This window comes from Rhodococcus sp. NPDC058639, from assembly GCF_042717545.1.
Lineage (GTDB): Bacteria > Actinomycetota > Actinomycetes > Mycobacteriales > Mycobacteriaceae > Rhodococcus.
In genome coordinates this window covers 121375-142339 of the sequence record NZ_JBHXRF010000003.1, presented here as the reverse complement: position 1 = coordinate 142339, position 20965 = coordinate 121375, and the positions used below count along the sequence as shown (strand labels likewise).

21 protein-coding genes are annotated in these 20965 nt (G+C 67.7%); 15 read left to right on the top strand and 6 right to left on the bottom strand.

The features are described from left to right. Positions 1–3: 3 nt before the first annotated feature. Complete coding sequence (locus tag ACFWU2_RS06545; RefSeq protein WP_378603742.1) at positions 4–993, bottom strand: rod shape-determining protein; 990 nt, start codon at positions 991–993, stop codon at positions 4–6. Positions 994–1606: 613 nt separating this feature from the next. On the opposite strand from ACFWU2_RS06545, the gene ACFWU2_RS06540 reads away from it, so the two are divergent. The 3 genes from ACFWU2_RS06540 (at position 1607) to ACFWU2_RS06530 (ending at position 4726) form a co-directional block, all read left to right on the top strand. Next, the gene (locus ACFWU2_RS06540; RefSeq protein ID WP_378602769.1) at positions 1607–2590 is read left to right on the top strand and encodes a hypothetical protein; all 984 of its coding nucleotides are present in this window, start codon (positions 1607–1609) and stop codon (positions 2588–2590) included. Between the two features lie 53 nt (positions 2591–2643). Further along, entirely contained in the window at positions 2644–3759 is a 1116-nt protein-coding gene (locus tag ACFWU2_RS06535) for a phosphatase PAP2 family protein (protein WP_378602766.1), read from the top strand. Positions 3760–3847: 88 nt separating this feature from the next. Then, positions 3848–4726, top strand: a complete 879-nt coding sequence (locus ACFWU2_RS06530; protein WP_378602763.1) for a sulfurtransferase — start codon at positions 3848–3850, stop codon at positions 4724–4726. Here ACFWU2_RS06530 and ACFWU2_RS06525 read toward each other — a convergent pair. Continuing rightward, positions 4654–5334, bottom strand: coding sequence for a TetR/AcrR family transcriptional regulator (locus ACFWU2_RS06525; RefSeq protein WP_378602760.1), 681 nt, complete (start codon positions 5332–5334; stop codon positions 4654–4656). The two genes, ACFWU2_RS06530 and ACFWU2_RS06525, sit on opposite strands and share 73 nt — an antisense overlap. Before the next feature lie 190 nt (positions 5335–5524). Between ACFWU2_RS06525 and ACFWU2_RS06520 the strand changes: the two genes are divergently transcribed. Both ACFWU2_RS06520 and ACFWU2_RS06515 read left to right on the top strand, forming a co-directional pair. Beyond that, positions 5525–6112 carry a hypothetical protein gene (locus ACFWU2_RS06520; RefSeq protein WP_378602757.1) on the top strand — a complete coding sequence of 196 codons (588 nt, stop codon included), beginning with the start codon at positions 5525–5527 and terminating at the stop codon, positions 6110–6112. A 91-nt stretch (positions 6113–6203) separates the two neighbouring features. After that, positions 6204–7412 (top strand): winged helix DNA-binding domain-containing protein, encoded by a 1209-nt coding sequence (locus ACFWU2_RS06515; protein WP_378602754.1) that lies wholly within the window; start codon positions 6204–6206, stop codon positions 7410–7412. Here the strand turns inward: ACFWU2_RS06515 and ACFWU2_RS06510 are convergent. Continuing rightward, a complete protein-coding gene (locus tag ACFWU2_RS06510; RefSeq protein WP_378602751.1) occupies positions 7409–8536 on the bottom strand; it encodes a methyltransferase in 1128 nt (375 codons plus the stop codon). The two genes, ACFWU2_RS06515 and ACFWU2_RS06510, sit on opposite strands and share 4 nt — an antisense overlap. Positions 8537–8609: 73 nt before the next feature. Here ACFWU2_RS06510 and ACFWU2_RS06505 point away from each other — a divergent pair, with 73 nt between their 5' ends. The 7 genes from ACFWU2_RS06505 to ACFWU2_RS06475 all read left to right on the top strand — a co-directional run bounded on the left by ACFWU2_RS06505 (position 8610) and on the right by ACFWU2_RS06475 (position 15255). Further along, positions 8610–9380, top strand: coding sequence for an AraC family transcriptional regulator (locus ACFWU2_RS06505; RefSeq protein ID WP_378602748.1), 771 nt, complete (start codon positions 8610–8612; stop codon positions 9378–9380). A 139-nt stretch (positions 9381–9519) separates the two neighbouring features. Continuing rightward, entirely contained in the window at positions 9520–10557 is a 1038-nt protein-coding gene (locus ACFWU2_RS06500) for an iron-siderophore ABC transporter substrate-binding protein (RefSeq protein WP_378602746.1), read from the top strand. Continuing rightward, positions 10554–11597: a FecCD family ABC transporter permease gene (locus ACFWU2_RS06495; protein ID WP_378602743.1), complete on the top strand. Its 1044-nt coding sequence runs from the start codon at positions 10554–10556 to the stop codon at positions 11595–11597. Before ACFWU2_RS06500 ends, ACFWU2_RS06495 begins: the two co-directional genes overlap by 4 nt. Next, positions 11594–12646 (top strand): FecCD family ABC transporter permease, encoded by a 1053-nt coding sequence (locus tag ACFWU2_RS06490; protein ID WP_378602740.1) that lies wholly within the window; start codon positions 11594–11596, stop codon positions 12644–12646. Before ACFWU2_RS06495 ends, ACFWU2_RS06490 begins: the two co-directional genes overlap by 4 nt. Then, the gene (locus ACFWU2_RS06485; RefSeq protein ID WP_378602737.1) at positions 12643–13458 is read left to right on the top strand and encodes an ABC transporter ATP-binding protein; all 816 of its coding nucleotides are present in this window, start codon (positions 12643–12645) and stop codon (positions 13456–13458) included. Before ACFWU2_RS06490 ends, ACFWU2_RS06485 begins: the two co-directional genes overlap by 4 nt. Before the next feature lie 61 nt (positions 13459–13519). Next, positions 13520–14146 carry a nicotinamide riboside transporter PnuC gene (gene pnuC, locus ACFWU2_RS06480; protein WP_378602734.1) on the top strand — a complete coding sequence of 209 codons (627 nt, stop codon included), beginning with the start codon at positions 13520–13522 and terminating at the stop codon, positions 14144–14146. Beyond that, positions 14146–15255, top strand: a complete 1110-nt coding sequence (locus ACFWU2_RS06475) for an AAA family ATPase (RefSeq protein ID WP_378602731.1) — start codon at positions 14146–14148, stop codon at positions 15253–15255. Before pnuC ends, ACFWU2_RS06475 begins: the two co-directional genes overlap by 1 nt. 19 nt (positions 15256–15274) lie before the next feature. Here ACFWU2_RS06475 and ACFWU2_RS06470 read toward each other — a convergent pair whose 3' ends face one another. Further along, on the bottom strand, positions 15275–15535 hold the full coding sequence (locus tag ACFWU2_RS06470) for a hypothetical protein (RefSeq protein ID WP_378602728.1): 261 nt from the start codon (positions 15533–15535) through the stop codon (positions 15275–15277). Positions 15536–15760: 225 nt separating this feature from the next. Between ACFWU2_RS06470 and ACFWU2_RS06465 the strand changes: the two genes are divergently transcribed. Beyond that, positions 15761–16789, top strand: coding sequence for a DNA polymerase IV (locus ACFWU2_RS06465; RefSeq protein WP_378602725.1), 1029 nt, complete (start codon positions 15761–15763; stop codon positions 16787–16789). On the opposite strand, the gene ACFWU2_RS06460 is transcribed toward ACFWU2_RS06465, so the two are convergent. Beyond that, entirely contained in the window at positions 16786–17412 is a 627-nt protein-coding gene (locus ACFWU2_RS06460) for a maleylpyruvate isomerase family mycothiol-dependent enzyme (RefSeq protein ID WP_378602722.1), read from the bottom strand. The genes ACFWU2_RS06465 and ACFWU2_RS06460 overlap by 4 nt on opposite strands. A 186-nt stretch (positions 17413–17598) precedes the next feature. Between ACFWU2_RS06460 and ACFWU2_RS06455 the strand changes: the two genes are divergently transcribed. Continuing rightward, complete coding sequence (locus tag ACFWU2_RS06455) at positions 17599–19545, top strand: DUF2232 domain-containing protein (RefSeq protein ID WP_378602719.1); 1947 nt, start codon at positions 17599–17601, stop codon at positions 19543–19545. Further along, on the top strand, positions 19542–20294 hold the full coding sequence (locus ACFWU2_RS06450) for an energy-coupling factor transporter transmembrane component T family protein (RefSeq protein ID WP_378602716.1): 753 nt from the start codon (positions 19542–19544) through the stop codon (positions 20292–20294). Before ACFWU2_RS06455 ends, ACFWU2_RS06450 begins: the two co-directional genes overlap by 4 nt. Before the next feature lie 6 nt (positions 20295–20300). On the opposite strand, the gene ACFWU2_RS06445 is transcribed toward ACFWU2_RS06450, so the two are convergent. Then, complete coding sequence (locus ACFWU2_RS06445; protein ID WP_378602713.1) at positions 20301–20951, bottom strand: maleylpyruvate isomerase family mycothiol-dependent enzyme; 651 nt, start codon at positions 20949–20951, stop codon at positions 20301–20303. Between the last annotated feature and the right edge of the window lie 14 nt (positions 20952–20965).

The window sequence follows — 20965 nt, the reverse complement described above, 5'->3', positions numbered from 1 at the left end:
ACATCAGGCGCTGTAGGCAGCGACCACCTCGGGGTGGTCCATGCAGGCGGTCGCGCCTTCCGCAACGCAGGTGAGAGGACGCTCGGCGGCCTTCACGGGAAGGCCGAAGGCTTCCTCGAGCAGTTGCGGCAGACCACGCAACATCGACCCACCGCCGATCGCCAGCATGCCTTCGGACATCACGTCACCGATAGCCCGCGCCGGAAGGTCGTCGAGGCACGCGGACAGCGTCTGCACGATGCTCGTCATCGTGGGCCGCACCGCATCCATGATCTCCTCGGTTTCGAGAGTGACCAGCCGGACCCGGCCGGTCGCGGCGTCACGGCCCTCCACCACGAGCGGCTGTTCCTCGGCGGTCTCGGGTGCTCCCACCTTGGCCCGCTCGGCGGTGAATTCGCCGACGACGAGTTCGTGTTCCGCGCGCAGGTAGCGGAGTATCGCCCTGTTCAGGTCGTCTCCCGCAATTCGGCAACTGCGGTGCGACAGGACACCGCCGTAACAGAGCGCAGTGACTTCCGAAGTGCCACCGCCGATGTCGACGACGAGATGGGTGGACGGCTCGAGCGGGTTGAGACCGCAACCGAGGGCGCCGGCCACCGGTTCCGGTACCAGACCGACCTTCCGCAGACCCGCCTCGTGTCCGACTTCGAGCATCGCGCGACGCTCGAGCGGGGTCGCGCCGGCGGGAACCGCGACGACACCCGTCGGCCGTGTACCGAACCGGCGGCGCGGGGCGGCCCGCTCGAGAACGGCACTGACGAACGTCCGAGCCGTCCCGAGATCCACGATGACACCGTCACGGATCGGGTGAATCGCCGTGATTCCGGAGGGAATGCGGTCGACGAGGTCGCTCGCCTCATGGCCGATCGTGAGCGCTTTGTGGGGTTCCCTCGTCCGAACCATCAACAGCGACGGTTCGTTCAGGACTATGCCGTCTTCGGGAGTGCCGACGACAGTATTGGCTGTTCCGAGATCGATACCGAATCCACGCACGTCGGCCTCCGAGCGGATCACCCGCGAGAGTGTTCAGATGCTGTTCAGCGGCATCCGGAGATGTCGAATAAGACCAAGGCTACCGCTGTCGAATTCGCCTCGGCGCGTTGTTCGCCGGAATGGATGGTGTCGTTTCGGTGGATGTCCCACTCGTCGTGGATGACCGGATCAGGGGGAGCGAGATGTAAGACGACCCTGGACGCGACCGCGGTTGTCTCGCGTCGCGACGGCGTGGCCGGTGCGCATGGGCGCCGCTGCTGAGGAAGCTGCGCCACCACGACTTCTCGGCGGGCATCGCGACACCGGTACTCACGGTGTGGCCGAGAGTCGGTAGCGACCGGAAGCGTGATCGTCCGCGTGCGCGTCCTCCATGTCTTGGTCCACCAAGCATCGGCGGGACCGTGGTTCGGCTGTGGCATACCCAGGCGTCGCTCGATGTCCGAGCGGTTGGACCGTGGGGGGCGGCCCCCGACGACCCACGGCCCGATTCGGGGGTCGATTTCCGGGTCTTCCCCGATGTTCGGGGTGGCGTTCAGGCGGTTGACTGGGCGAAGGGATTCGGGTGCTGCATCCCGAGTGCTTGCCATCTCGAGACGGTGATCGGAATGCTGCCATGAATTTGACTACGCAATCCCGGGGCGCGGGCCGGGTGTCGCCGCTCCGGCGCTGGATATGCGTCGCAACCGTCGTGTCGTGCCTGCCCTACCTGCTCCTGAAAATTGCCTGGATCTTCGGCTGGACGATCGGTGTCGACGACGCAGCGTTCGCCGACACCATGCGGGTCGCCAACATCGCAACGGCGGGTATGGAACTGACCGCGATTGTCATCGCGGTCGGGTTGGTTGCACCGTGGGGGAAGAGAATCCCCGCCGTCCTCCTTGCTTTCCCGATGTGGGTCGCGACCGGACTGCTCGTCCCCGTCGCGGTGGGGTCGGTTCTGGGCGGCGCCATCCAGGCCGTCACGGGCGGCGGAAACGCGTACAGCGGCAACGACGCCATGGAAGGGTGGGTGTTCGCTGTCGTGTACGGAGGCTTCGCGACGCAGGCTGTTCTCCTGCTCGCCGGATTCGTTCTCTACGCGCGGGACAGGTGGCATGTCGTCGTCGACGGTGGCGCAGACAACGGCGGAGGACGAACCCGCCGACTACAGAACCACCTCGGTGCCGTATTCGTCGCTGCCGCTGTGATATTCACCGGACAGCAGTTGGTGTGGGCGGTGTGGGGTAGTGCGGCGTTTTCGAACCTGACGACCGCGCAACGAGTGTTCCTCGTCGCAGGAGCGTCGGCCGCTGCCGCAGGTGCCGCGGCTGCGACGGGTCTGCTCAGAGGAAATCGGTTCACCCCGGCTCGTCTCGTGCTCCTCTGGCTCGGCACTGCAGTGACCTTCACCAGCGCATTGAAGGACACGGTGACCTCCCTCGCCCTCGACACCGAAGCATTGGGCGGGTCGGCGCGCGACCCCGGCAACGCCGCACTCACCCTGCTCGTCCTCCTGGGTTCCTTGGCGGGTGCCATCGGAGTGGCGATGCGACTCGCTGAAGAATCTGAGGGCAGCGAACTCACGACGAATGCGCAGGTGTCGCTGCCTCTTGCGTGATGGGCACCCGTGCGGCTTAACTTCGTGGACCGTCGTCCGGGGAAGGGCACTCGATGAAGTTGAGCCGGTATGCAGGGGCGCTGGCGGTTGCGGCGATGATGGCGGCGACGGCACCTGTCGCCTACGCCGGGCCCTTCGTTCTCCCGGACCTGGTCGGTCCCTACCCGTCCGATCTCCCCGCGCGCGTCAATTACATCTCCGTACTGGACGGGTTCACCGAGATTCGTGAGGCCCGCCCCGACGTGGTGCAGCAGAACCTCGACGTCGCCGTTGCGATCAACAACGCGGCGTCGCCGATGCAGCAGCAGCGCGCGTTGTTCGACAGTCACTACGACCGGTTGCTGTCGTTGTCGGACGGGTTGGGTGCGGGCCTGGGCGAGGCGTTCCGGGTCGCGCTCGGCGAGGGACGCTTACCGAAGACCGAGACTTTGCTCGGAGGGGACCTGGCCCGGGCCGGTGGCATCGCCAATTCGACGCTCCTGGAAAAGCAGCACTGGAACAACCCGCGGCCGTTCGAGGCCACGCCCGAGCGGATCCACTACTACTTCGGCGACGGAACCGGCGGCGCGGCCGACCCCTACGCCGAGGTATTCGGTACCAGTTCGTACCCTTCCGGTCATACTGCGCAGGCCTATTGGAAGGGAATCCTGCTGGCGGACATGCTTCCCGAGCTTGCTCCGCAGATTCTCGCCCGTGCCTCGGAGGTGGGGAACAGTCGAATCGTGCTGGGCGTGCATTACCCGCTCGACGTCATAGGCGCTCGTATCATGGGCCAGGCCGCGGCCGCCGACAGGCTGAACGACGCGGCGTTCGTGCGACTCGTCGACGAGGCGAAAGCCGAACTGCGGTCGGAACTCGAGCGGTCGGTGGGGACACCGCTGGCTGACTACATCGAGTCCGACGCCCCGTATCGCTCACTCGATGCGGCTCGTGACGAATATCGGGAACGGATGACCTTCGGGTTCGAGCCGATGGACCCGGCGATGGTGAACGACATTCCCGCGGACGCTGCGGTGCTGCTGCGGAGCGTCGCGCCCCACCTCACGGACGAGGAGCGCCTCGGCGTGCTTCGGGACACCGCGATACCGGCGGGATACCCCCTCGATCGCGCAGGTCCCGACGGCGGCTGGCTACGCATCGACCTCGCGGCCGCGTACGCGACTGTCTAGGGGCCTCGCCGAGTACGATTTGGTGGTTCGGACCTCGCGCGCCGGGGTCGAGACCAGCACTGCCGTGTGACGGCAGAAGGAGTGCTCCATGAGCGACCCGACCCCCCCGTCCGTCACTCCCGAGTGGTTGCACGAGCACCTCGACGACGAAGACCTCGTCATCGTCGACGCCACGACCCACCTCAGCATGCCGCCGGACGGATCGGTGCACATCGAGCCCGGTCTGGACACGTATGCCGAGGCGCATATCCCGGGGGCGGTCTACGCCGATCTCTTCACCGACTTTTCCGATCATCAAGCGCCGCAACCGTTTACTGCGGTGTCGTCCGACCGGTTCGCGATTGCTGCGGGTGCGGTGGGTATCGGGGACGGGCGTCGGGTGGTCGTCTACGACCAGTCGAGCGGTATCTGGGCCGCCCGTTTGTGGTGGCAGTTGCGACTCGAAGGATTCGACGACGCAGCGGTCCTCGACGGTGGTCTCCCCGCGTGGCGTGCTGCGGGGTATCCCGTCTCGGAAGAGCAGGTGATTCCGCGTGCCGCGACCTTCACCGCGCATCGTCGCCCGGAATTGCTCGAGTCGACGCAGGACCTTCTCGGCGCCCTCGACGACCGCCACACACTCATCATCAATGCCCTGGACCCGGCAACCTACCGGGGTGAAAGCCCGTCGTATCCGCGTCGCGGGCACATCCCGGGCAGCATCAACATCCCGTTCGGTGATCTTGTGGATCCGTCCACCGGCCGCCTCAAGCCGGCACCCGAACTGCGTGAGATCTTCGAGAACGCGGGTGCGCTGGACCCGGACGTGCGCCCGGTGACGTACTGCGGTGGCGGCATCGCCGCGTCCGGCGTCGCCCTTGCGCTCGCCGTTGCCGGTCGGCCGGACGCCGCGGTCTACGACGGTTCGCTCAACGCCTGGACCGCCGACGAGTCGCTGCCGCTCGTCGAGGGTCCCGATCCTCGTTGACCCGCTGAGCTATTCGTCTCCTGCGCCGACGGAGCGTCGAGGACGGCAAGGATCGTCGTCGTGATGCGTTCCGACGCGTCGTGGGGATCGAGGCGTGCTATCGAGATCTCGGTGGCGGCGCCGTGCAGGATCTGGTGGATCACGGTGACAAGCCAGGATGTGGGCATATCTGTCCGGAACACACCCTCGTCGCGGCCGCCTTCGATGAGTGCCTCGACGCGCGCAGCCGGGTCGGTGTGCAGTTCCTGCATTCTCCCGGGGGGCAATTCCTCTTCGGCAGCAGCGATGATCGATGCCGCCTGACTTGTCTGGATCCAACTGCTCTCGATCAGGCGACGCAGCGCGTCGCGGGGGTTGCCTGACAGGTCGACAGCACTGAGGGCACGATCACCCTGCTCGAGCACGCGCTTCACGACTGCTTCGAGTAGTTCGGCGCGTGACGCGAAGTGGCCGTAGAGGGTGACCCTGCCTAGACCTGCTCGTTTTGCGATGTCCGCCATCGATGCCGTGGGCCGCTCGGTGAGGCAGGCGATGGCAGCGTCGAGGATGCGCTCCACGTTGCGTACCGCGTCGGCGCGCTTGGTGACACGTGGCGTCTGCGTCGGCATATTTCCTCTTCCCATACACGGCTGTACGAGTTACGGTAGCAGGCATAACTCGTACATTACTGTTCGACTTATCCCGGCTTGCGAGAGAGCCGCCACGGACAAGGCGTATCGACGATCGGAGTTCGCGATGCTCGACAGCACGGAACCCGCAGAGCACCCGCCCACGGCAGTCCCGTCGAACAGTGCCCCGGTGTCAGGTCGGCTCGCACGTTGGGTCGACGGTCTGCCCGGACCCGTGCGCTGGACTTTGCGCCGCTGGCCCGCCCTGCTTGCGCTCGCCCTCGTCGGACCCGACGTGGTGGCGGCAGCGCTCGGAGAGAAGGGTGGTTCGGCCCAGTTCCTCGGCGAGGCGCTGCCGATGCTCGCGCTGATCTACCTGATCATGGCCAAGATCGGCAACCGAAAGATCACGTGGCCGGTCGTGGTGCTGGTGGCGGGGACGGTCGCGGTCACCGAGGTGACCGGCATTGTGGCGCCGTCCACCCTTCTCATCGGTGCCTCCCTCGTCCTGCTCGGGTGGGTGATGCTCACCGGTGAAATCGATTCGACGCCGAACATGCGCCTCCAAGTAGTGGGAGTCGTGTTCTTCTGCGGTGTGGCGCTCGCTGGTCTCGCCGTCGATCCGACCATCGGGGTGTACGTGATCGCGGCCGGCTGGTTCCTGCACGGGGTGTGGGACTTCGTGCATATCTGGCGGGCCCAGGTGGTTTCGAAGACGTTCGCCGAATGGTGCGGAGTGATCGACGTTCTGATCGCGGCGCAGTTGGTCCTGATGTGAAGAAACTTGGGTCGGATAGTGCCCGCCTGGCGGGCACTATCCGACCCAAGTTCGTGCGCCCGGAGTCGGTGTGCGCCACTAGGGTGGCGCCATGACGCTGCGACCGATCGACGCAACCGAACGCAGGGCGCGCCTGGCTGCACGGCACTGCCTCGCTCCGGGATTTCACGCGAAGGATGCCGTCGAGGCTGCAACCAGCATGGTCTGCCTGCACGGCACCGACCCGGCGACCGTCTATCTGTCGGTCTGGGCGCGCGTCGACGATTTCGAGGTCTCCGATCTCGACCGCGTGCTCTACGTGGACCGTTCGCTGGTCAAGCATCTCGCGATGCGGCGGACAGTCTTCGTCTTCCCGCGGCACGTTCTGTCACTTGCTCAAGCCGGCGCGAGCAACCGGGTCGCTGCGGTGCAGCGACGCAGTGTGGCCAAGGACGTCGAGGCCGCCGGTCTGCACACGGACGGTGAGCAGTGGCTGACCGAGGCGTGCGCGCACGTCCTCGACGCGCTGTCCGGTGGCAGGGAAGCGACCTCCACCGAACTGCGCAAGGAGATCCCCCATATCGACATGGCCATCGACTACGGCACCGGGAAGTCGTGGGCCGGGAAGATCGCCTTTGCTCCCCGCGTGCTGACGGTATTGTCGGCATCCGGAAAAGTGGTGCGCGCCTCCAACAATGGTGCTTGGAGAATCTCCCGGCCGAGTTGGGCTACCACGGAGTCGTGGCTCGGCGCGGAGATCGAACCGTGCAGTGAGGACGACGGCGTGCGCGGCCTGGTGGAGTTGTGGCTGCGGCGCTTCGGTCCCGGCACCGAAGCCGACATCAAGTGGTGGCTCGGCTCGACGCTGAAGGCGGTGCGCGCGGCGCTCGCCGAATTACACGCGGTGGAAGTGGATCTCGGCGGACGAACCGGTTACCTGATGCCCGACGATGTGGACGAAGCGCCATCCGTCGAACCGTGGGGTGCGTTGCTTCCCTCGCTCGACCCCACCACGATGGGCTGGGCCGAGCGCGACTGGTATCTCGGTTCGTACAAGCAAGCCCTGTTCGACTCCAACGGGAACGCAGGACCCACCGCGTGGTGGGACGGACGGATCGTCGGCACCTGGTGGCAGGACGACGGCGGCGCCGTCACTCTCCATCTGCTCGAGGACATCGGTGCGGACGGGTCGGCATTCCTGGAACAGGAAGCCGCCCGGCTCGACGACTGGCTCGGGGGAGTGCGGGTGATGCCGAGATTTCCGACGCCGCTGGCTAAGGAACTGGCGCAGGGCGGCGGCCCGAATCGTCGAACGCGCTAAGGGCGGTCCTGCACGCCGAGTCGCCACAGCGACGTCACTTCCTTCTTGCGCGCGGTGTGCAGTGCGTCCGAGCGGTCGGCGACCTTGCCGTGCCGTGGCGCCACATCCCGACGCCCGAGGACGACCAGTCCGGCGTCGTCGATCAGTGTCAGTAGTTCCTCGCGGGTCCGCAGTCCGAGGTGCTCGGCGATGTCGGACAGGATGAGCCAGCCCTCGCCCGAGGGCTCGAGGTGCTCGGCCAGACCGTCGAGGAATCCACGGAGCATCCGGCTTTCCGGGTCGTAGATCGCGTACTCGATCGGCGACGTCGCCCGGGCGGGGATCCACGGCGGATTGCACACGACCAGCGGTGCCCGGCCCTCGGGGAAGAGATCCGTCTGCACGACCTCCACCCGGTCGGCGTAACCGAGCCGGTCGAGGTTCGCCCGCGCGCAGTCGACTGCTTTCGGGTCGAGTTCGGTCGCGATCACCTTCTCGACGCCGCGGTGGGCGAGGACGGCGGCCAGCACGCCGGTACCGGTGCCGATGTCGAACGCCTTCGTCAGCGAGGGCAGCGGGGTGTCGGCGACGAGATCGATGTATTCACCGCGAATCGGCGAGAACACGCCGTATCCGGGATGGATACGCGCGCCGAGTGCGGGGATCTCGACGCCCTTCTTCTGCCACTCGTAAGCGCCGATCGCGCCCAGCAGGTCACGCAAGGTGGTGACGGTGGGCTGATCGATCGGTCCGTACGCCTCGCGCACGGCCTCCCGCACATCGGGGGCGCGTCGTAGCGGGATCGTCTGGTCCGAGTCGAACGGCACCAGCAGCATTCCGAGGATGCTCGCGCGCCGCGACTGTGACTGTCGGTGCAGGTGGAACGCGGTCGCGGGATCGGTGGACGTCTTGCGGATCTTACGGTCGGTGCGGGCTGCGACCGCGGTGCCGAGTTGGCGGGCGTTGTGGAAGTCGCCGCGCCACAGCAACGCCGTCCCCTCACACGCGAGGCGGTACGCCTCGTCGGCTGTCATCGAGTCGTCGGCCACCCGGATCTTCTTCGGAGGCGTCGCTCCGCTGGTGGACCGCCACACCGCCGAATGCTCGATGCCGTCCTCGGTCCAGCGGACCAACTGCGTTTCCATCGCTCAACCATAGGTGCCTGCGCGGGCCCGACGACCGCTGGGGCGCAGGGGTGATGCGGACATAATGGTGCCCATGGAGACCAGGACGCTGCCGGTGTACGAGGCCGGAGCGATCGATGTGCCGTTCGTGATCGCGGGCATGGACGAGTTCATCTCCCGCGACACGCGGTTCGAGGCGCACTCGCATCCCACCCACGAACTGCTGTGGAACGAGCGCGGAGCGTCGAGTGTCACGGTGGGTGCACGGACCTGGACGGTGACACCGAGGATCGGGTTGTGGATGCCCGCCGGCCTGCTGCATTCCGGCATCACGCCGGCGGGCACGTGGTACCGCACGGCACACTTCGGCATCGACGCGGCGCCCGCACTGTCCGAGCGGCCGGTGTCCGTCGAGATGACGCCGCTGCTCCGGTTGCTGCTCGACCGCTTGACGCACGAGTCGCTCGGAAGCGAGTCGCGAGCGCTGACCGAGAAGATGGTGATCGACGTGCTCGCCCCGTCGGACCAGGAACTGCTGGTGCAGATGCCGACGTCCCCGCTGCTGCGGCCGATCGTCGAGGCGGTCGATGCCGACCCGGGCGACCCGCGCACGCTCGCGGACTGGGCGACGGCGCTGGGGGTGAGTGCCCGGACCATCACTCGCGTGTTCCGGTCGGAGACGGGGATGAGTTTCGGACGGTGGACGGCGGCGGTTCGGGCACAGCGCGCCGCGATCCTTCTCGGGAACGGTCTCGAACTCGGCGAGGTGGCTCAGAAGATGGGCTATCGATCGGTGAGTGCGTTCGGCGCGGCGTTCCGTCGAATCATGGGAACCACACCGGGCACGTTCCGCCTGACGGGGTAGCTGTCCCGAACGCGACATCGGATGTCCCGACCGCGCGATTGCGCCGAGACCGGACAAACATTACGGTTTAGGCAAACCTCACCTAATCCCGCGGTTGTGGGAGTGTGGTCACCCCTTGCACGAGAGCGAGTAATCCCCCATGCGTTCCAAGCGCTTCCTGACAGTGGCCGCGGCGGCAGTCGCGGTCACACTGGGCATGACGGCCTGTGGTTCCGACTCGTCGGATTCTGCGGACACCGCTGCCTCCGAGACCGGACCCGGTGCATTCCCGGTCACGATCGAGCATGCCTTCGGCACCACCACGATCGAGGACAAGCCCACCCGGGTCGCGACCGTGAACTGGGCCAACCACGAGGTGCCGCTGGCCCTCGGCATCGTCCCCGTCGGTATGGCCGCCGCGAACTTCGGCGACGACGACAACAACGGCATGCTGCCGTGGGTCGAGGAGAAGCTCGAGGAACTCGGCGGCGAGACCCCGGTGCTCTTCGACGAGACCGACGGCATCGACTTCGAAGCCGTGTCCGACACCGACCCGGACGTGATCCTCGCGGCCTACTCGGGATTGACGCAGGAAACCTACGACACCCTGAGCGCCATCGCCCCGGTGGTCGCATTCCCCGAGGCGCCGTGGGCGACGTCGTGGCGCGACACCATCCTCTACAACAGCATGGGCCTCGGCATGGAGGCAGAGGGCAAGGCCCTCATCGCCGATATCGAGCAGCAGATCGCCGACGAGGTGGCCTCGCATCCGGGTCTCGAGGGCAAGTCGACGATGTTCCTCACGCACGTCGATACCGCAGACCTGAGCCAGGTCAGCTTCTACACCGCCAAGGACACCCGTTCCGCGTTCTTCGAAGACCTGGGTCTGTCCACTCCGAAGAGTGTCGCCGAGGCGTCGACCGGCGAGGAGTATTCCAAGAAGGTCAGTGCCGAGCGCGTCGACGTCTTCGATGATGTCGAGATCATCGTCACCTACGGCGATCAGGCCCTGGTAGACGCACTGAAGGCTGACCCGCTGCTCTCGCAGATGCCGGCGGTCGCCAACAACTCGATCGTGTTCCTCGACGGCTCCGGCCCGCTGGGCACGGCCGCGAACCCGACTCCGCTCGCTATCTCGTGGGTGCTCGGCGATTACGTCGACCTGCTCGCGAAGGCTGCTGCCGGCTCGCCGGAGTGACTGTAACCCAACCGGATTCGACGTCGGGCGCCCTCACCACGGGGCGCCCGACGTTCGGCCGTCTGCTGTGGCTACTCGTTCTGACCGGTGTGCTCGTCGCGCTGACGGTGGCGTCCGTCGTCATCGGGTCGCGGGACGTCGACTGGTCCGACATCCTCGCCGCGCTCGGCGGGTCGACGGACAACATCGGGCAGGGCGCCGTGGCCAAGCGCATTCCCCGCACCGTGCTCGCGCTCCTCGTCGGTGCCGCTCTCGGCCTCGCCGGCGCAGTGATGCAGGGCGTCACCCGAAACCCCCTGGCAGATCCGGGGATTCTCGGCGTCAACATGGGTGCCTCGCTCGCGGTGGTCGTCGGCATGGCCTACTTCGGGCTGTGGACGCAGACCAGCACGATCTGGGTCGCCATTCTCGGTGCAGGCATCGCGGCCGTATTCGTCTACACCGTCGGCTCTCTCGGGCGCGGCGGTGCGACACCCCTCAAGCTCGCGTTGTCGGGAGCCGCCACGTCGGCAGCTTTCGCGTCGTTCATCACCGCTGTCGTGCTGCCGCGAAACGACATCGCCGGCAGCGTGCGGTCGTGGCAGATCGGTGGTGTCGGCGGCGCGACCTTCGACGCCATCTCGCAGGCCCTGCCGTTCCTCGTCGCAGGATTCGCGGTCTCGCTGCTCTCCGCGCGCAGCCTCAACTCGCTGGCCTTGGGCGACGAGGTCGCCGCCGGTCTCGGTGAGCGAGTCGCAATCGCGCGGGGTATTGCGGCGCTGGGAGCGGTACTTCTCTGCGGTGCCGCGACCGCCATCGCAGGACCCATCGCTTTCGTCGGGCTCGTCGTGCCGCATCTGTGCCGGATGTTGATCGGCGTCGACAACCGATGGTTGCTGCCGTTCTCCGCACTGACCGGTGCCGCCCTGCTCACCGCAGCCGACATCCTCGGCCGGGTCGTGGCTCGGCCCAGTGAGATCGACGTGGGCATCATCACCGCCCTGATCGGGGCACCCTTCTTCATCTACATCGTCCGACGCCAGAAGATACGCGAACTGTGACCGCCATCCTCGATACCTCCACCTCCGGAACCGACACCGTTGCGGCGAACCGCATTCGGCGGGGACGGCGCAGACGCGGCATCATCGCCCTGCTGGTCGTGCTCGTGGCCGCCGCGTTCGCAACAAGTCTGATGTTCGGCAAGACGTTCTATCCGCCGTCCGACGTGATGCGAGTGATCCTGGGGGAGAACGTTCCCGGTGCGTCCTTCACCGTCGGCACACTCCGGTTACCCCGAACCGTGCTCGCGGTGGTCGCCGGAATCTGCTTCGGCCTCGGCGGCGTGACCTTCCAGACGATGCTGCGCAACCCTCTTGCCAGCCCCGACATCATCGGTATCAGTTCCGGTGCGAGCGCCGCCGCAGCCTTCGCCATCATCGTGCTCTCGCTCGGCGGTTCGCAGGTCTCCGCGGTCGCGATTGTGGCGGGCCTGGCCGTCGCGTTGCTGATCTACGCGCTTTCGTTCCGGAACGGCGTGGCGGGCACCCGGCTGATCCTCATCGGCATCGGCATCGCCGCCATGCTCGACAGCCTCACCTCGTATCTGCTGAGTACGGCGGCGACGTGGGATCTGCAGGAGACCACGCGCTGGCTCACCGGAAGCCTCAACGGAACGACGTGGACAGCCACCGTCCCGGTGCTCGTCGCGCTGGCGGTGTTCGGACCGGTGCTGCTCGGCCAGACGCGCAACCTGTCGATGCTCCAACTCGGCGACGACACGGCGCAGGCGCTCGGTGTCCGCGTCGAACGCACCCGCATCGTGCTCATCATCGCCGCCGTGGGCCTCATCGCGTTCGCCACCGCGGCCGCCGGCCCGATCGCGTTCGTCGCGTTCCTGTCCGGGCCCATCGCCGCCCGCATCGTCGGGCCGGGCACCTCCCTCGTCGTTCCCGCGGCGCTGGTCGGTGCGCTGCTCGTGCTCGTCGCGGATTTCTGCGGGCAGTACGCGTTCGGCACCCGCTATCCCGTCGGTGTCGTGACGGGTGTGCTCGGCGCGCCGTATCTCGTCTACCTCATCATTCGTTCCAACCGCTCGGGAGGTTCGCTGTGACCGCAGCCCACACCCTCGTCGTCGAAGACCTCGAACTCGGGTACGGCGGCCGTACTGTCGTCGAGTCGCTCGACCTCGTGGTGCCGCCGGCACAGATCACGTGCATCGTCGGGGCAAACGCCTGCGGCAAATCGACACTGCTGCGCTCGATGTCGCGCCTGCTCGCGCCGCGCTCGGGGCACGTGCTGCTCGACGGTAAAGACGTACACCGCCTGCCGGCAAAGCAACTCGCGCGCACGCTGGGGTTGCTTCCGCAGTCGCCGATCGCGCCGGAAGGCATCGTCGTCGCCGACCTGGTCGGGCGGGGCCGGCATCCGCACCAGCGGGTGCTGTCGCGGTGGAGCCGGGAGGACGACGCAGCGGTGGCCGATGCCCTTGCCGCGACCAACACGACCGAGTTGGCCGAGCGACACGTCGACGAACTCTCCGGCGGGCAGCGGCAGCGAGTCTGGATTGCGATGGCACTCGCCCAGCAGACCGACGTGCTGCTGCTCGACGAGCCCACCACCTTCCTGGACGTGAGCCACCAGATAGAGGTGCTGGATTTGCTCACCGATCTCAATCGGTCTCGTGGCACGACGATCGTCATGGTGCTGCACGACCTGAACCTGGCTGCGCGGTATGCGGATTACCTCGTGGCGATTGCCGAGGGCGATATCTATGCGGCGGGTGATCCGTCCGACGTTCTCACGACCGAGACGGTGCGGGCAGTATTCGGGCTCGACAGCCGCGTGATCTCCGATCCGGTGTCGGGCAAGCCTCTGATGCTGCCGCTCGGACGCCACCACGTCACGGAGGGCGCCACGGTCTGAGCACCCGTTGCGCACTTAGCGCAATACTGATCTAATCACTGGCACCAGTGAAAGGATCGCCATGCTCACATTCCTGAACTCGACGGCGTTCACCGCCCTCGGCGCTCCCACCACGTGGGCGGAGGTCCTCGGTTTCCTCTCCGGTGCGTGGTGCGTGTACCTGGTGGGCCGGCAGTCCGCGTTGAACTGGCCCATCGGCATCGTCAACAACCTCGTCTGGATCTTGCTGTTCGCCACCGCCGGCCTCTACGCGGATTCGGGACTGCAGATCGTCTACATCGGGCTGGCGGTGTGGGGCTGGGCCAACTGGGTGCGGGGACACGACGGTGGGGTGCTGCCCGTGACCGGCACCAGCGGGCGCGAGTGGCTGTGGCTCGCCGGCGCGGGCATCGCCGGCACCGCCGCGCTGACCGTTCTACTCGACACCGCCACCCCGTCGACCGTGCCGTTCTGGGATGCGGCCACCACCGTCCTCTCGCTGCTCGCGACGTGGGGTCAGGCCACCAAGCGGTGGGAGTCGTGGTTGCTGTGGATCGCCGCCGATCTTATTTACATACCGCTCTATCTGCACAAAGGGCTCACGCTGACGGCGCTGCTCTACACCGGTTTCCTGCTGCTCTGCGTGCGCGGCCTGATCGCCTGGCGCAGCACCCGCGTGAGGACGCCCGAGTTCGCACGGGTGGCGTGATGTACCGGCATGCACTCGTCATCGGCAAGTTCTACCCACCGCACATCGGGCACCACCATCTGGTGCGCAGCGCGGCACGCGTCGCCGACCGCGTCACCGTGGTCGTCATGGCGTCCGCCGCAGAGTCGATCCCGCTGGACCGGAGGGTGGCGTGGATGCGGGAGACACACCGCGCCGACCGCGGAGTCACCGTCACCGGAATCGTGTGCGACGCACCGATGGACTTCGGCTCGGACACCGTCTGGGCGGCGCAGGTCGCCTGCATGCGCGCCGCGGTGCGGACGGTCACCGACATCCCGGTCGACGCGGTGGTTTCCAGTGAGAAGTACGGTGACGAACTGGCGCAACGCTTTTCGTCGAACCATGTATGCGTCGACGTCGACCGCGTCGTGTATCCGGCGTCAGGAACCGCGTGTCGCGCCGATCTCGCGGGACGGTGGGAGGACCTCGACGCGCCCGCCCGCGCGGGCCTGACGACACGCATCGTGGTTCTCGGTGCCGAATCCACCGGCACGACGACGGTCAGCCGCGCCCTGGCGGAGCACTACCGCAGCCGGGGCGGGGTGTGGGAGCGGACGCGGTGGGTGCCGGAGTACGGGCGACAGGCCACCGTGGACACATTCGATCGAATGAAAGATCTTGATCCAGCCGCGACGATGCACGACATCATTTGGACCGGCGACGACTTCGCGCACATCGCCGCGGAGCAGACCCGCCTCGAGGAGGAGGCGGCACGGACCGGATCACCGGTGCTCGTGTGCGACACCGACGCGGTCGCGACCACCGTCTGGGAGCGGCGCTACCTCGGCCCGGAGAGCCGGCGCGCGTGGACGGAGGTTCCCGACCGGGATGCCCTCTACCTCGTCACCGATCACGTAGGAGTCCCGTTCGTGCAGGACGGGATACGCGACGGGGAAGACATCCGGGCGGAGATGACGGAGTGGTTCGTCGACATGCTCACGGCGACCGGCCGGTCCTGGGTGCTGCTCACCGGAACCCTCGCCGAGCGCGTGCGGCTGGGGGAGCGGGTGATCGACCAAGCGTTCGGGCTGCGGACGCAGTTCGGCACTCCGCTGTCGGCGGCCACGCCGTCCGGGCAGGTGGGCTGAGCCGCGGCCGAGCGTTTGGTCAGTACACGTGACGGATCGCGTCCAGTGCATTCGTGCAGGGGATGTGGGCGGCACGCAACGCATCGACCATCCGCGACGGCATGCCCGACGTCGTGCTGTCGAGGACACCACCGGGCGCTACCGCCCAGACGACCTCACCGGGTTCGAACTTGCGGGTGGGGACCAGTCCCCGCTGGGGAGCGAGATCGCGCAACGCACTCCATTGCGCGACTTCTCCGGCGTCGGGATGGCCGATGAACAGCAGCCGGTCGTGTGCCACGATGAGCCCTTCTTTGTTCCGCTTAGCTTCGGTAGGGATGTCGCGCCGAATGTGTTTTTCGTTACACCCGGCGTAGGTGGCAGGGACATCTCCGACGGGAGCGCTCGCGACCACGGTCACGACAGCGGCCTCCGGCTTTGTCCCGAAACCCTCGTGGCGGGGGAGCGCCGAGACTTACCGTGATGCGGTGACGTGCGGTTCGATGACCCAGGACGGCCGGGCGCCGTGACGGCGTGGGTGCTCCACGTCGACCTCGATCAGTTCATCGCTGCCGTCGAGGTCCTGCGTCGTCCCGAATTGGCAGGGAAGCCGGTTGTGGTGGGTGGCCGCGGCGACCCGACGGAACGGGGTGTGGTGTCCACGGCGTCGTACGAGGCGCGCGAGTACGGCGTGGGATCCGGGATGCCGCTGCGCGTGGCGGCGAAGAAGCTACCGGATGCGATCTTTCTCCCGGTCGACAAGGACGCGTACAACGAGGTCTCGGACGTGGTGATGAGCACCTTGCGCAGCTTCGACGTCGTCGTGGACGTGCTGGGCTGGGACGAGGCGTTCCTCGGCGTCGAGACCGACGACCCGGAGGCGTTCGCGCGCAGCGTCCAGGCCGGCGTTCTGGATGCGACGGGGCTGCACTGTTCGGTCGGCATCGGCGACAACATCCTCCGCGCCAAGATCGCGACCGGCTTCGGGAAGCCGCGCGGAGTTTTCCGCCTCACTCGCGACAACTGGTTCGCGGTGATGGGGGAGCGCGACCCGGCGGCACTGTGGGGTATCGGTTCTCGCACCGCCAAGAAACTCGCCGCGCAGGGCATTCACACGGTCCGCGAACTCGCTGAGGCCCCGGTCGACGTCATGGCGCAGAAGTTCGGGCCGAAGATCGGTCCCTGGCTGGTCGGGCTCGGTCGCGGAGCGGCCACCGCGACGGTCACCGGGGAGCCGTGGGTGGCCCGATCGCACAGTCGCGAAACCACGTTCCAGCACAATGTCGCCGACTGGGATGAACTGGCGCAGCACGTCCGGCGGCTCGCCGCACAGGCGACGGACGATATTCGTGCCGAAAACAGGGAGGGCGTCCGTGTCGGCCTGAAGATCCGGTACGCGCCCTTCACCACGCACACGGCGAGCGCGCCGCTTCCCGGACCGACTTTCGACGCCGACCGGATCGGGGACGCGGCCGTCGCTCTGCTCGATCGGTTCGATCACGAACGCGAGGTGCGTCTGGTCGGTGTCCGGGTCGAAATGACTCCTCCGCATTAGACCGAAGTGGTGAACCGTTCGGCGGGTGCGCCTTTCAGTAGTCCAGGGGGAAGGGAGCGTCCGGTGAGCACAAGCAGCAGATGCTGTGTGTCGCCGCTGACGGTGTCCCCCGATCCGTACTCCCAGTCGTGATCGTCGGCGCACAGGCGGATGCCGTCGAGGTCCGCTCCGAAGTAGCGGACACTCTCCGGTGAGACCGACCCCAGGAGCATCGCGATCCGCTCGTCCGGCACCCGCCGGTCGACTCCGAGGGCGACGGTGATGTCGAGTCCGTGGATCACTTCGTGCCACAGCGCGGCGGAGGAGTCGCTGCGCGGCGGCTGCCACGGATGCGCCACGTTGCTGCGCAGACACTCGAGCAGGTCGGCGTCGGTCATCGCTTGCGTGTCGGCGCGGGCGCACGCGTCGGCGGCACGATCGAAGTTCCCGCGCGCCTTGACCATGGCGAGCAAGAGTCGCGGTATGCCGTAGCGATACGGCATCGTCGTGTGCGCGACCACCTCTCGCACTCTCCATCCGCGGCACAGGGACGGAGCGCTCCACTGTTGCTCGGTGAGTTGTTCGAGCACGGAGACGAGATCGCGTCGTTCGGCTTCGACGAGTGGATGTGCGGTGGAGGGCATGAGCGGGGTCCTTCCGTCGGTGGGGCCCGTGCGGACTCTCTGCGTCCGTGCACGTACCGACTCGTGCGGGCGCGGGAAGTCATCGTTCGGGGGAGTGCCTGCGCTGGCACACTGGGACCGGTGCACTCGGTAATCGCTCCCCGGACCAGGGGACCTCTTCGACCGCCCGAAGCAGCTGCTGCGGCGGTGTTCGGATCACTGACCGCCGTGCTCACCGTGATCACCGGATTTATTCCGGTGGGGGTGGCGCAGGTGCTCGTGGCATTGCCGATCGCATTTCTCGCAGCCGCCGGCCGGGTGCGATCCGTGGTTGCGGCCACCGTCGCATCGGGTGTCGTGGCCCTCATCGCGGCGGGACCGTTCGCGGTGGCGACCGTGTTCGTTCTCGCAGCCGTGGGGGCGCTCGTCGGATTCGCCGACCGAAGGTGGGGCAAGTCGGCGGTGTTCGTCATCTTCGCGGGCGCCGTGCCGATCGGTCTGCTGCTTGCCGCTGGGGTGATCGGTTTGCTGCTTCTGTTCGAGCAGACCCGGGTACTGCTGCTCGATGCGCTCGCGTCGTCGATGCGGGGCACGGCCCGAGCGGTCGAAGCCGCAGGCGCCGGCGACGACTTCGTCCGCACCTTCGAGCAGACCATCGACCTGATGGTGCGTTTGTGGTGGGTGTGGATCGGCAGCGCCGTGGTGGCCGGCATCGTCGGCACCGCTCTGCTGTGTTTCGGGATCTTCCGGCTCGTGTCGGTGCGCAGCACGTGGAGTACACAGTCGGCCGAGTGGCCGGCCGGCGCCCGCTCCGGCGAGCCGAACCCGCTCCCGGTGGCCCTGCGCCTCGTCACCTACCGCTATCCCGGTGCGAGCGTCGACGCGTTGTCCGACGTCGACCTCACGATCGGTCCGGGTGAGTTCGTGGCGGTGGTCGGCAGGAACGGGTCCGGGAAATCGACGCTCGCGCGCATCCTCGCGGGCCTCGACCCCACCGCCGGACTCGTCGACCGGCCCGGCCCCGTCGGCCTCGGGCAACCCGGTGGCACCGTGACGGTGTTTCAGCATCCCGAAAGCCAAGTGCTCGGCCGCACGGTCGAGGAAGACCTGCGCTGGGGAGTCGACGACGTCGACGCCGATGCGGTGCTCGCGCGGGTGGGGCTCGCCGGTATGGGAGACCGGCCCACCGAAGATCTCTCGGGGGGCCAGCTCCAGCGGCTCGCACTGGCCGGTGCGCTCGGCCGCCGCCCCTCGCTGCTCATCGCCGACGAGATCACCGCGATGGTCGACGCGGCCAGCCGATCGGCGCTGATCGACCTGCTCGCCGAGGTGGCCAGGGAGGGCACCACCGTTGTGCTCGTCACGCATCTCGACGACGAGGCGGCTGCGGCCGATCGCGTCGTGCATCTCGCGGGAGGGCGGATCGTGGCTGCCCCGGTCGCGGAACCTCGTCTCGCGCCGGTGATCGCCGCTGCGCCGACGTTTCCGCAACCGGTCCTCGAACTTCGCGACGTCACCTACACCTACGCGGACCGCACACCGTGGGCCCACACCGCGCTGCGCGACGTGACTCTCACTGTGTGCCGCGGGGAGGGCGTTCTGGTGGTGGGTGCGAACGGCTCGGGCAAATCCACCCTCGCGTGGATCATGGCGGGGCTGTACCGGCCCACGCACGGAACCTGTCTCCTGCAGGCCACTCCGACGGCGGACCTGCACGGTGACGTCGGGTTCGTCTTCCAGCAGGCCAGGCTGCAACTTCAGCGTCCGACGGTCGCGGAGGAGATCTCGGACGTGGCGGGCCTGCCCCACACCGACCGGCGCTACGTTGCGGCGGTGCTGCACAGGGTAGGGCTCGGACCCGATCTCGTGGACCGCCCGATCGACCGGCTCAGCGGTGGTGAGATGCGGCGGGTCGCGCTCGCAGCCCAGCTCGCCCGCACTCCCCGCGTCCTGGTGCTCGACGAACCCCTTGCGGGCCTGGACGTGCCCGGGCGCCGCGAACTGGTGTCGATCCTCGCTCACCTGCGGGCGGTCGACCACGTCACGATCGTGGTGATCTCCCACGACCTGCACGGAATGGAAGAGGTGTGCTCACGCACCGTAGTGCTCGAGGCGGGACGGATCGTGGAGCAGATCGGCGCGGTGACGAAATGAAAGATCGTGGAACGAAAGATCAACGCCGGCCGCTGATCCTGTTGCGGCCCGTACCGCGCGTCACCGCACTCCACCGGGTGTGGGCGGGCACGAAGATCCTGGCGGCCGTCGCGCTGTCGGTCGTCGTGAGCTTCATTCCCTCGTGGACGGCGCTCGGGATTATTGCGGCGGTCCTCCTGACCGGTCTGCTGGTGGCCCGTATTCCGCGAGGAGTGGTCCCCACGATCCCGTGGTGGGTGTTCGCTTTCCTGGCCTTCGGTGCCGCGCTCAACGTTGCTGGTGGCGGACTGACGAGCTACGTGCGGGCACTGCTGCTGGGGGTGTGCCTGCTGGTATTGGCGTCGCTGGTGGGATGGACGACGAGCCTGTCTGATCTGGTTGACGCGCTGCCCGTGCTCCTGGCGCCGCTGCGGTGGGTGCGGCTCCCCGTCGACGAGTGGGTGACGGTGTGCGCGCTCGCGCTGCGGATGCTCCCCACGATCCGTGGCGAGCTCCGGATGTTGTTCGCTGCCCGCCGGTTGCGCGGGCGGCCCGGCATCCGCAATCCCAAGGGGTGGTGGCCCGAACTGATCGACACGGTGGGCGCGGTGGCGTCGGTGTCCATGCGGCAGGTACGCGACCTCGGCGATGCCTTGTCGGTGCGGGGTCCGCGTCCCGTCGTCCGGACCCGGCCACGCCTCGGCGCCGGGGACGCGGTGACCGTCCTGATCGTGGGCGCGGCGTGCGCGTCGATCGTGATCTGGGGCTGAGCGACGTCAGTCCGCCACCGGCGCGGACAGGCGAGCCCGGAGGGTGGGGACGCCCGGGCCGTCGAGGTGGTCGCAGTAGGCGGGGCGACCGGCCATGACCATCGTCAATGCGAGAGTCGTGCCGGTGACCGCTGGACCGGAACCGGCAGCGAACGTGCTGTCCGAGGCCTCGACCCGCAGACCGTCCACGGTGCTCCGGCTGTCGACCGCGAAGTTGCGTCGCGCGTAGAACTCGGCCACTGGACGGACCAGCTCGGGTGAGGGTGTGTAGGGCAGTCCCAGCGGAAGCCGAATGTCCTGGGAGTGGACGATCACCTCGCCGAGCCACGCGGCCGCCGGTCCGGGTGGCGCGGCCGTCGCAGGCACGACGTCGTCGAAGCGGTGGAGCGTCTCCGCGGGCGTGGCGCCTCGGTGCTCGTCCATCCGGCGGGCGTTGTGGAGGTCGAAGTCGAACCGTGCACCCAGCACGCTGCGGTACCAGCGCATCGGCCCGATGCTCGCGACTGCGGTGAGATGCGCGAGAGCTTCTTCGACGGTCCAGCGATCGCACAGCGACTGCGTTGCCCACTGCGTGTCGTCGATCTTGCTCAGGTCGGCGGCGAGTGCGGCACGTTCGGCGTGGATGAGAGACCACGTGTGGGCGTCGCGTCCGAACATCGGGACCTCCCGTG

What these genes read in the sequence shown, in the direction of transcription:
- ACFWU2_RS06515 (WP_378602754.1), top strand. Translation starts at nt 6,204, where the DNA reads ATGACGCTGCGACCGATCGACGCAACCGAACGCAGGGCGCGCCTGGCT.
- ACFWU2_RS06460 (WP_378602722.1), bottom strand. Translation starts at nt 17,412, where the DNA reads ATGCCCTCCACCGCACATCCACTCGTCGAAGCCGAACGACGCGATCTC.
- ACFWU2_RS06475 (WP_378602731.1), top strand. Translation starts at nt 14,146, where the DNA reads ATGTACCGGCATGCACTCGTCATCGGCAAGTTCTACCCACCGCACATC.
- ACFWU2_RS06510 (WP_378602751.1), bottom strand. Translation starts at nt 8,536, where the DNA reads ATGGAAACGCAGTTGGTCCGCTGGACCGAGGACGGCATCGAGCATTCG.
- pnuC (WP_378602734.1), top strand. Translation starts at nt 13,520, where the DNA reads ATGCTCACATTCCTGAACTCGACGGCGTTCACCGCCCTCGGCGCTCCC.
- ACFWU2_RS06445 (WP_378602713.1), bottom strand. Translation starts at nt 20,951, where the DNA reads ATGTTCGGACGCGACGCCCACACGTGGTCTCTCATCCACGCCGAACGT.
- ACFWU2_RS06525 (WP_378602760.1), bottom strand. Translation starts at nt 5,334, where the DNA reads ATGCCGACGCAGACGCCACGTGTCACCAAGCGCGCCGACGCGGTACGC.
- ACFWU2_RS06540 (WP_378602769.1), top strand. Translation starts at nt 1,607, where the DNA reads ATGAATTTGACTACGCAATCCCGGGGCGCGGGCCGGGTGTCGCCGCTC.
- ACFWU2_RS06530 (WP_378602763.1), top strand. Translation starts at nt 3,848, where the DNA reads ATGAGCGACCCGACCCCCCCGTCCGTCACTCCCGAGTGGTTGCACGAG.
- ACFWU2_RS06500 (WP_378602746.1), top strand. Translation starts at nt 9,520, where the DNA reads ATGCGTTCCAAGCGCTTCCTGACAGTGGCCGCGGCGGCAGTCGCGGTC.
- ACFWU2_RS06505 (WP_378602748.1), top strand. Translation starts at nt 8,610, where the DNA reads ATGGAGACCAGGACGCTGCCGGTGTACGAGGCCGGAGCGATCGATGTG.
- ACFWU2_RS06535 (WP_378602766.1), top strand. Translation starts at nt 2,644, where the DNA reads ATGAAGTTGAGCCGGTATGCAGGGGCGCTGGCGGTTGCGGCGATGATG.
- ACFWU2_RS06450 (WP_378602716.1), top strand. Translation starts at nt 19,542, where the DNA reads ATGAAAGATCGTGGAACGAAAGATCAACGCCGGCCGCTGATCCTGTTG.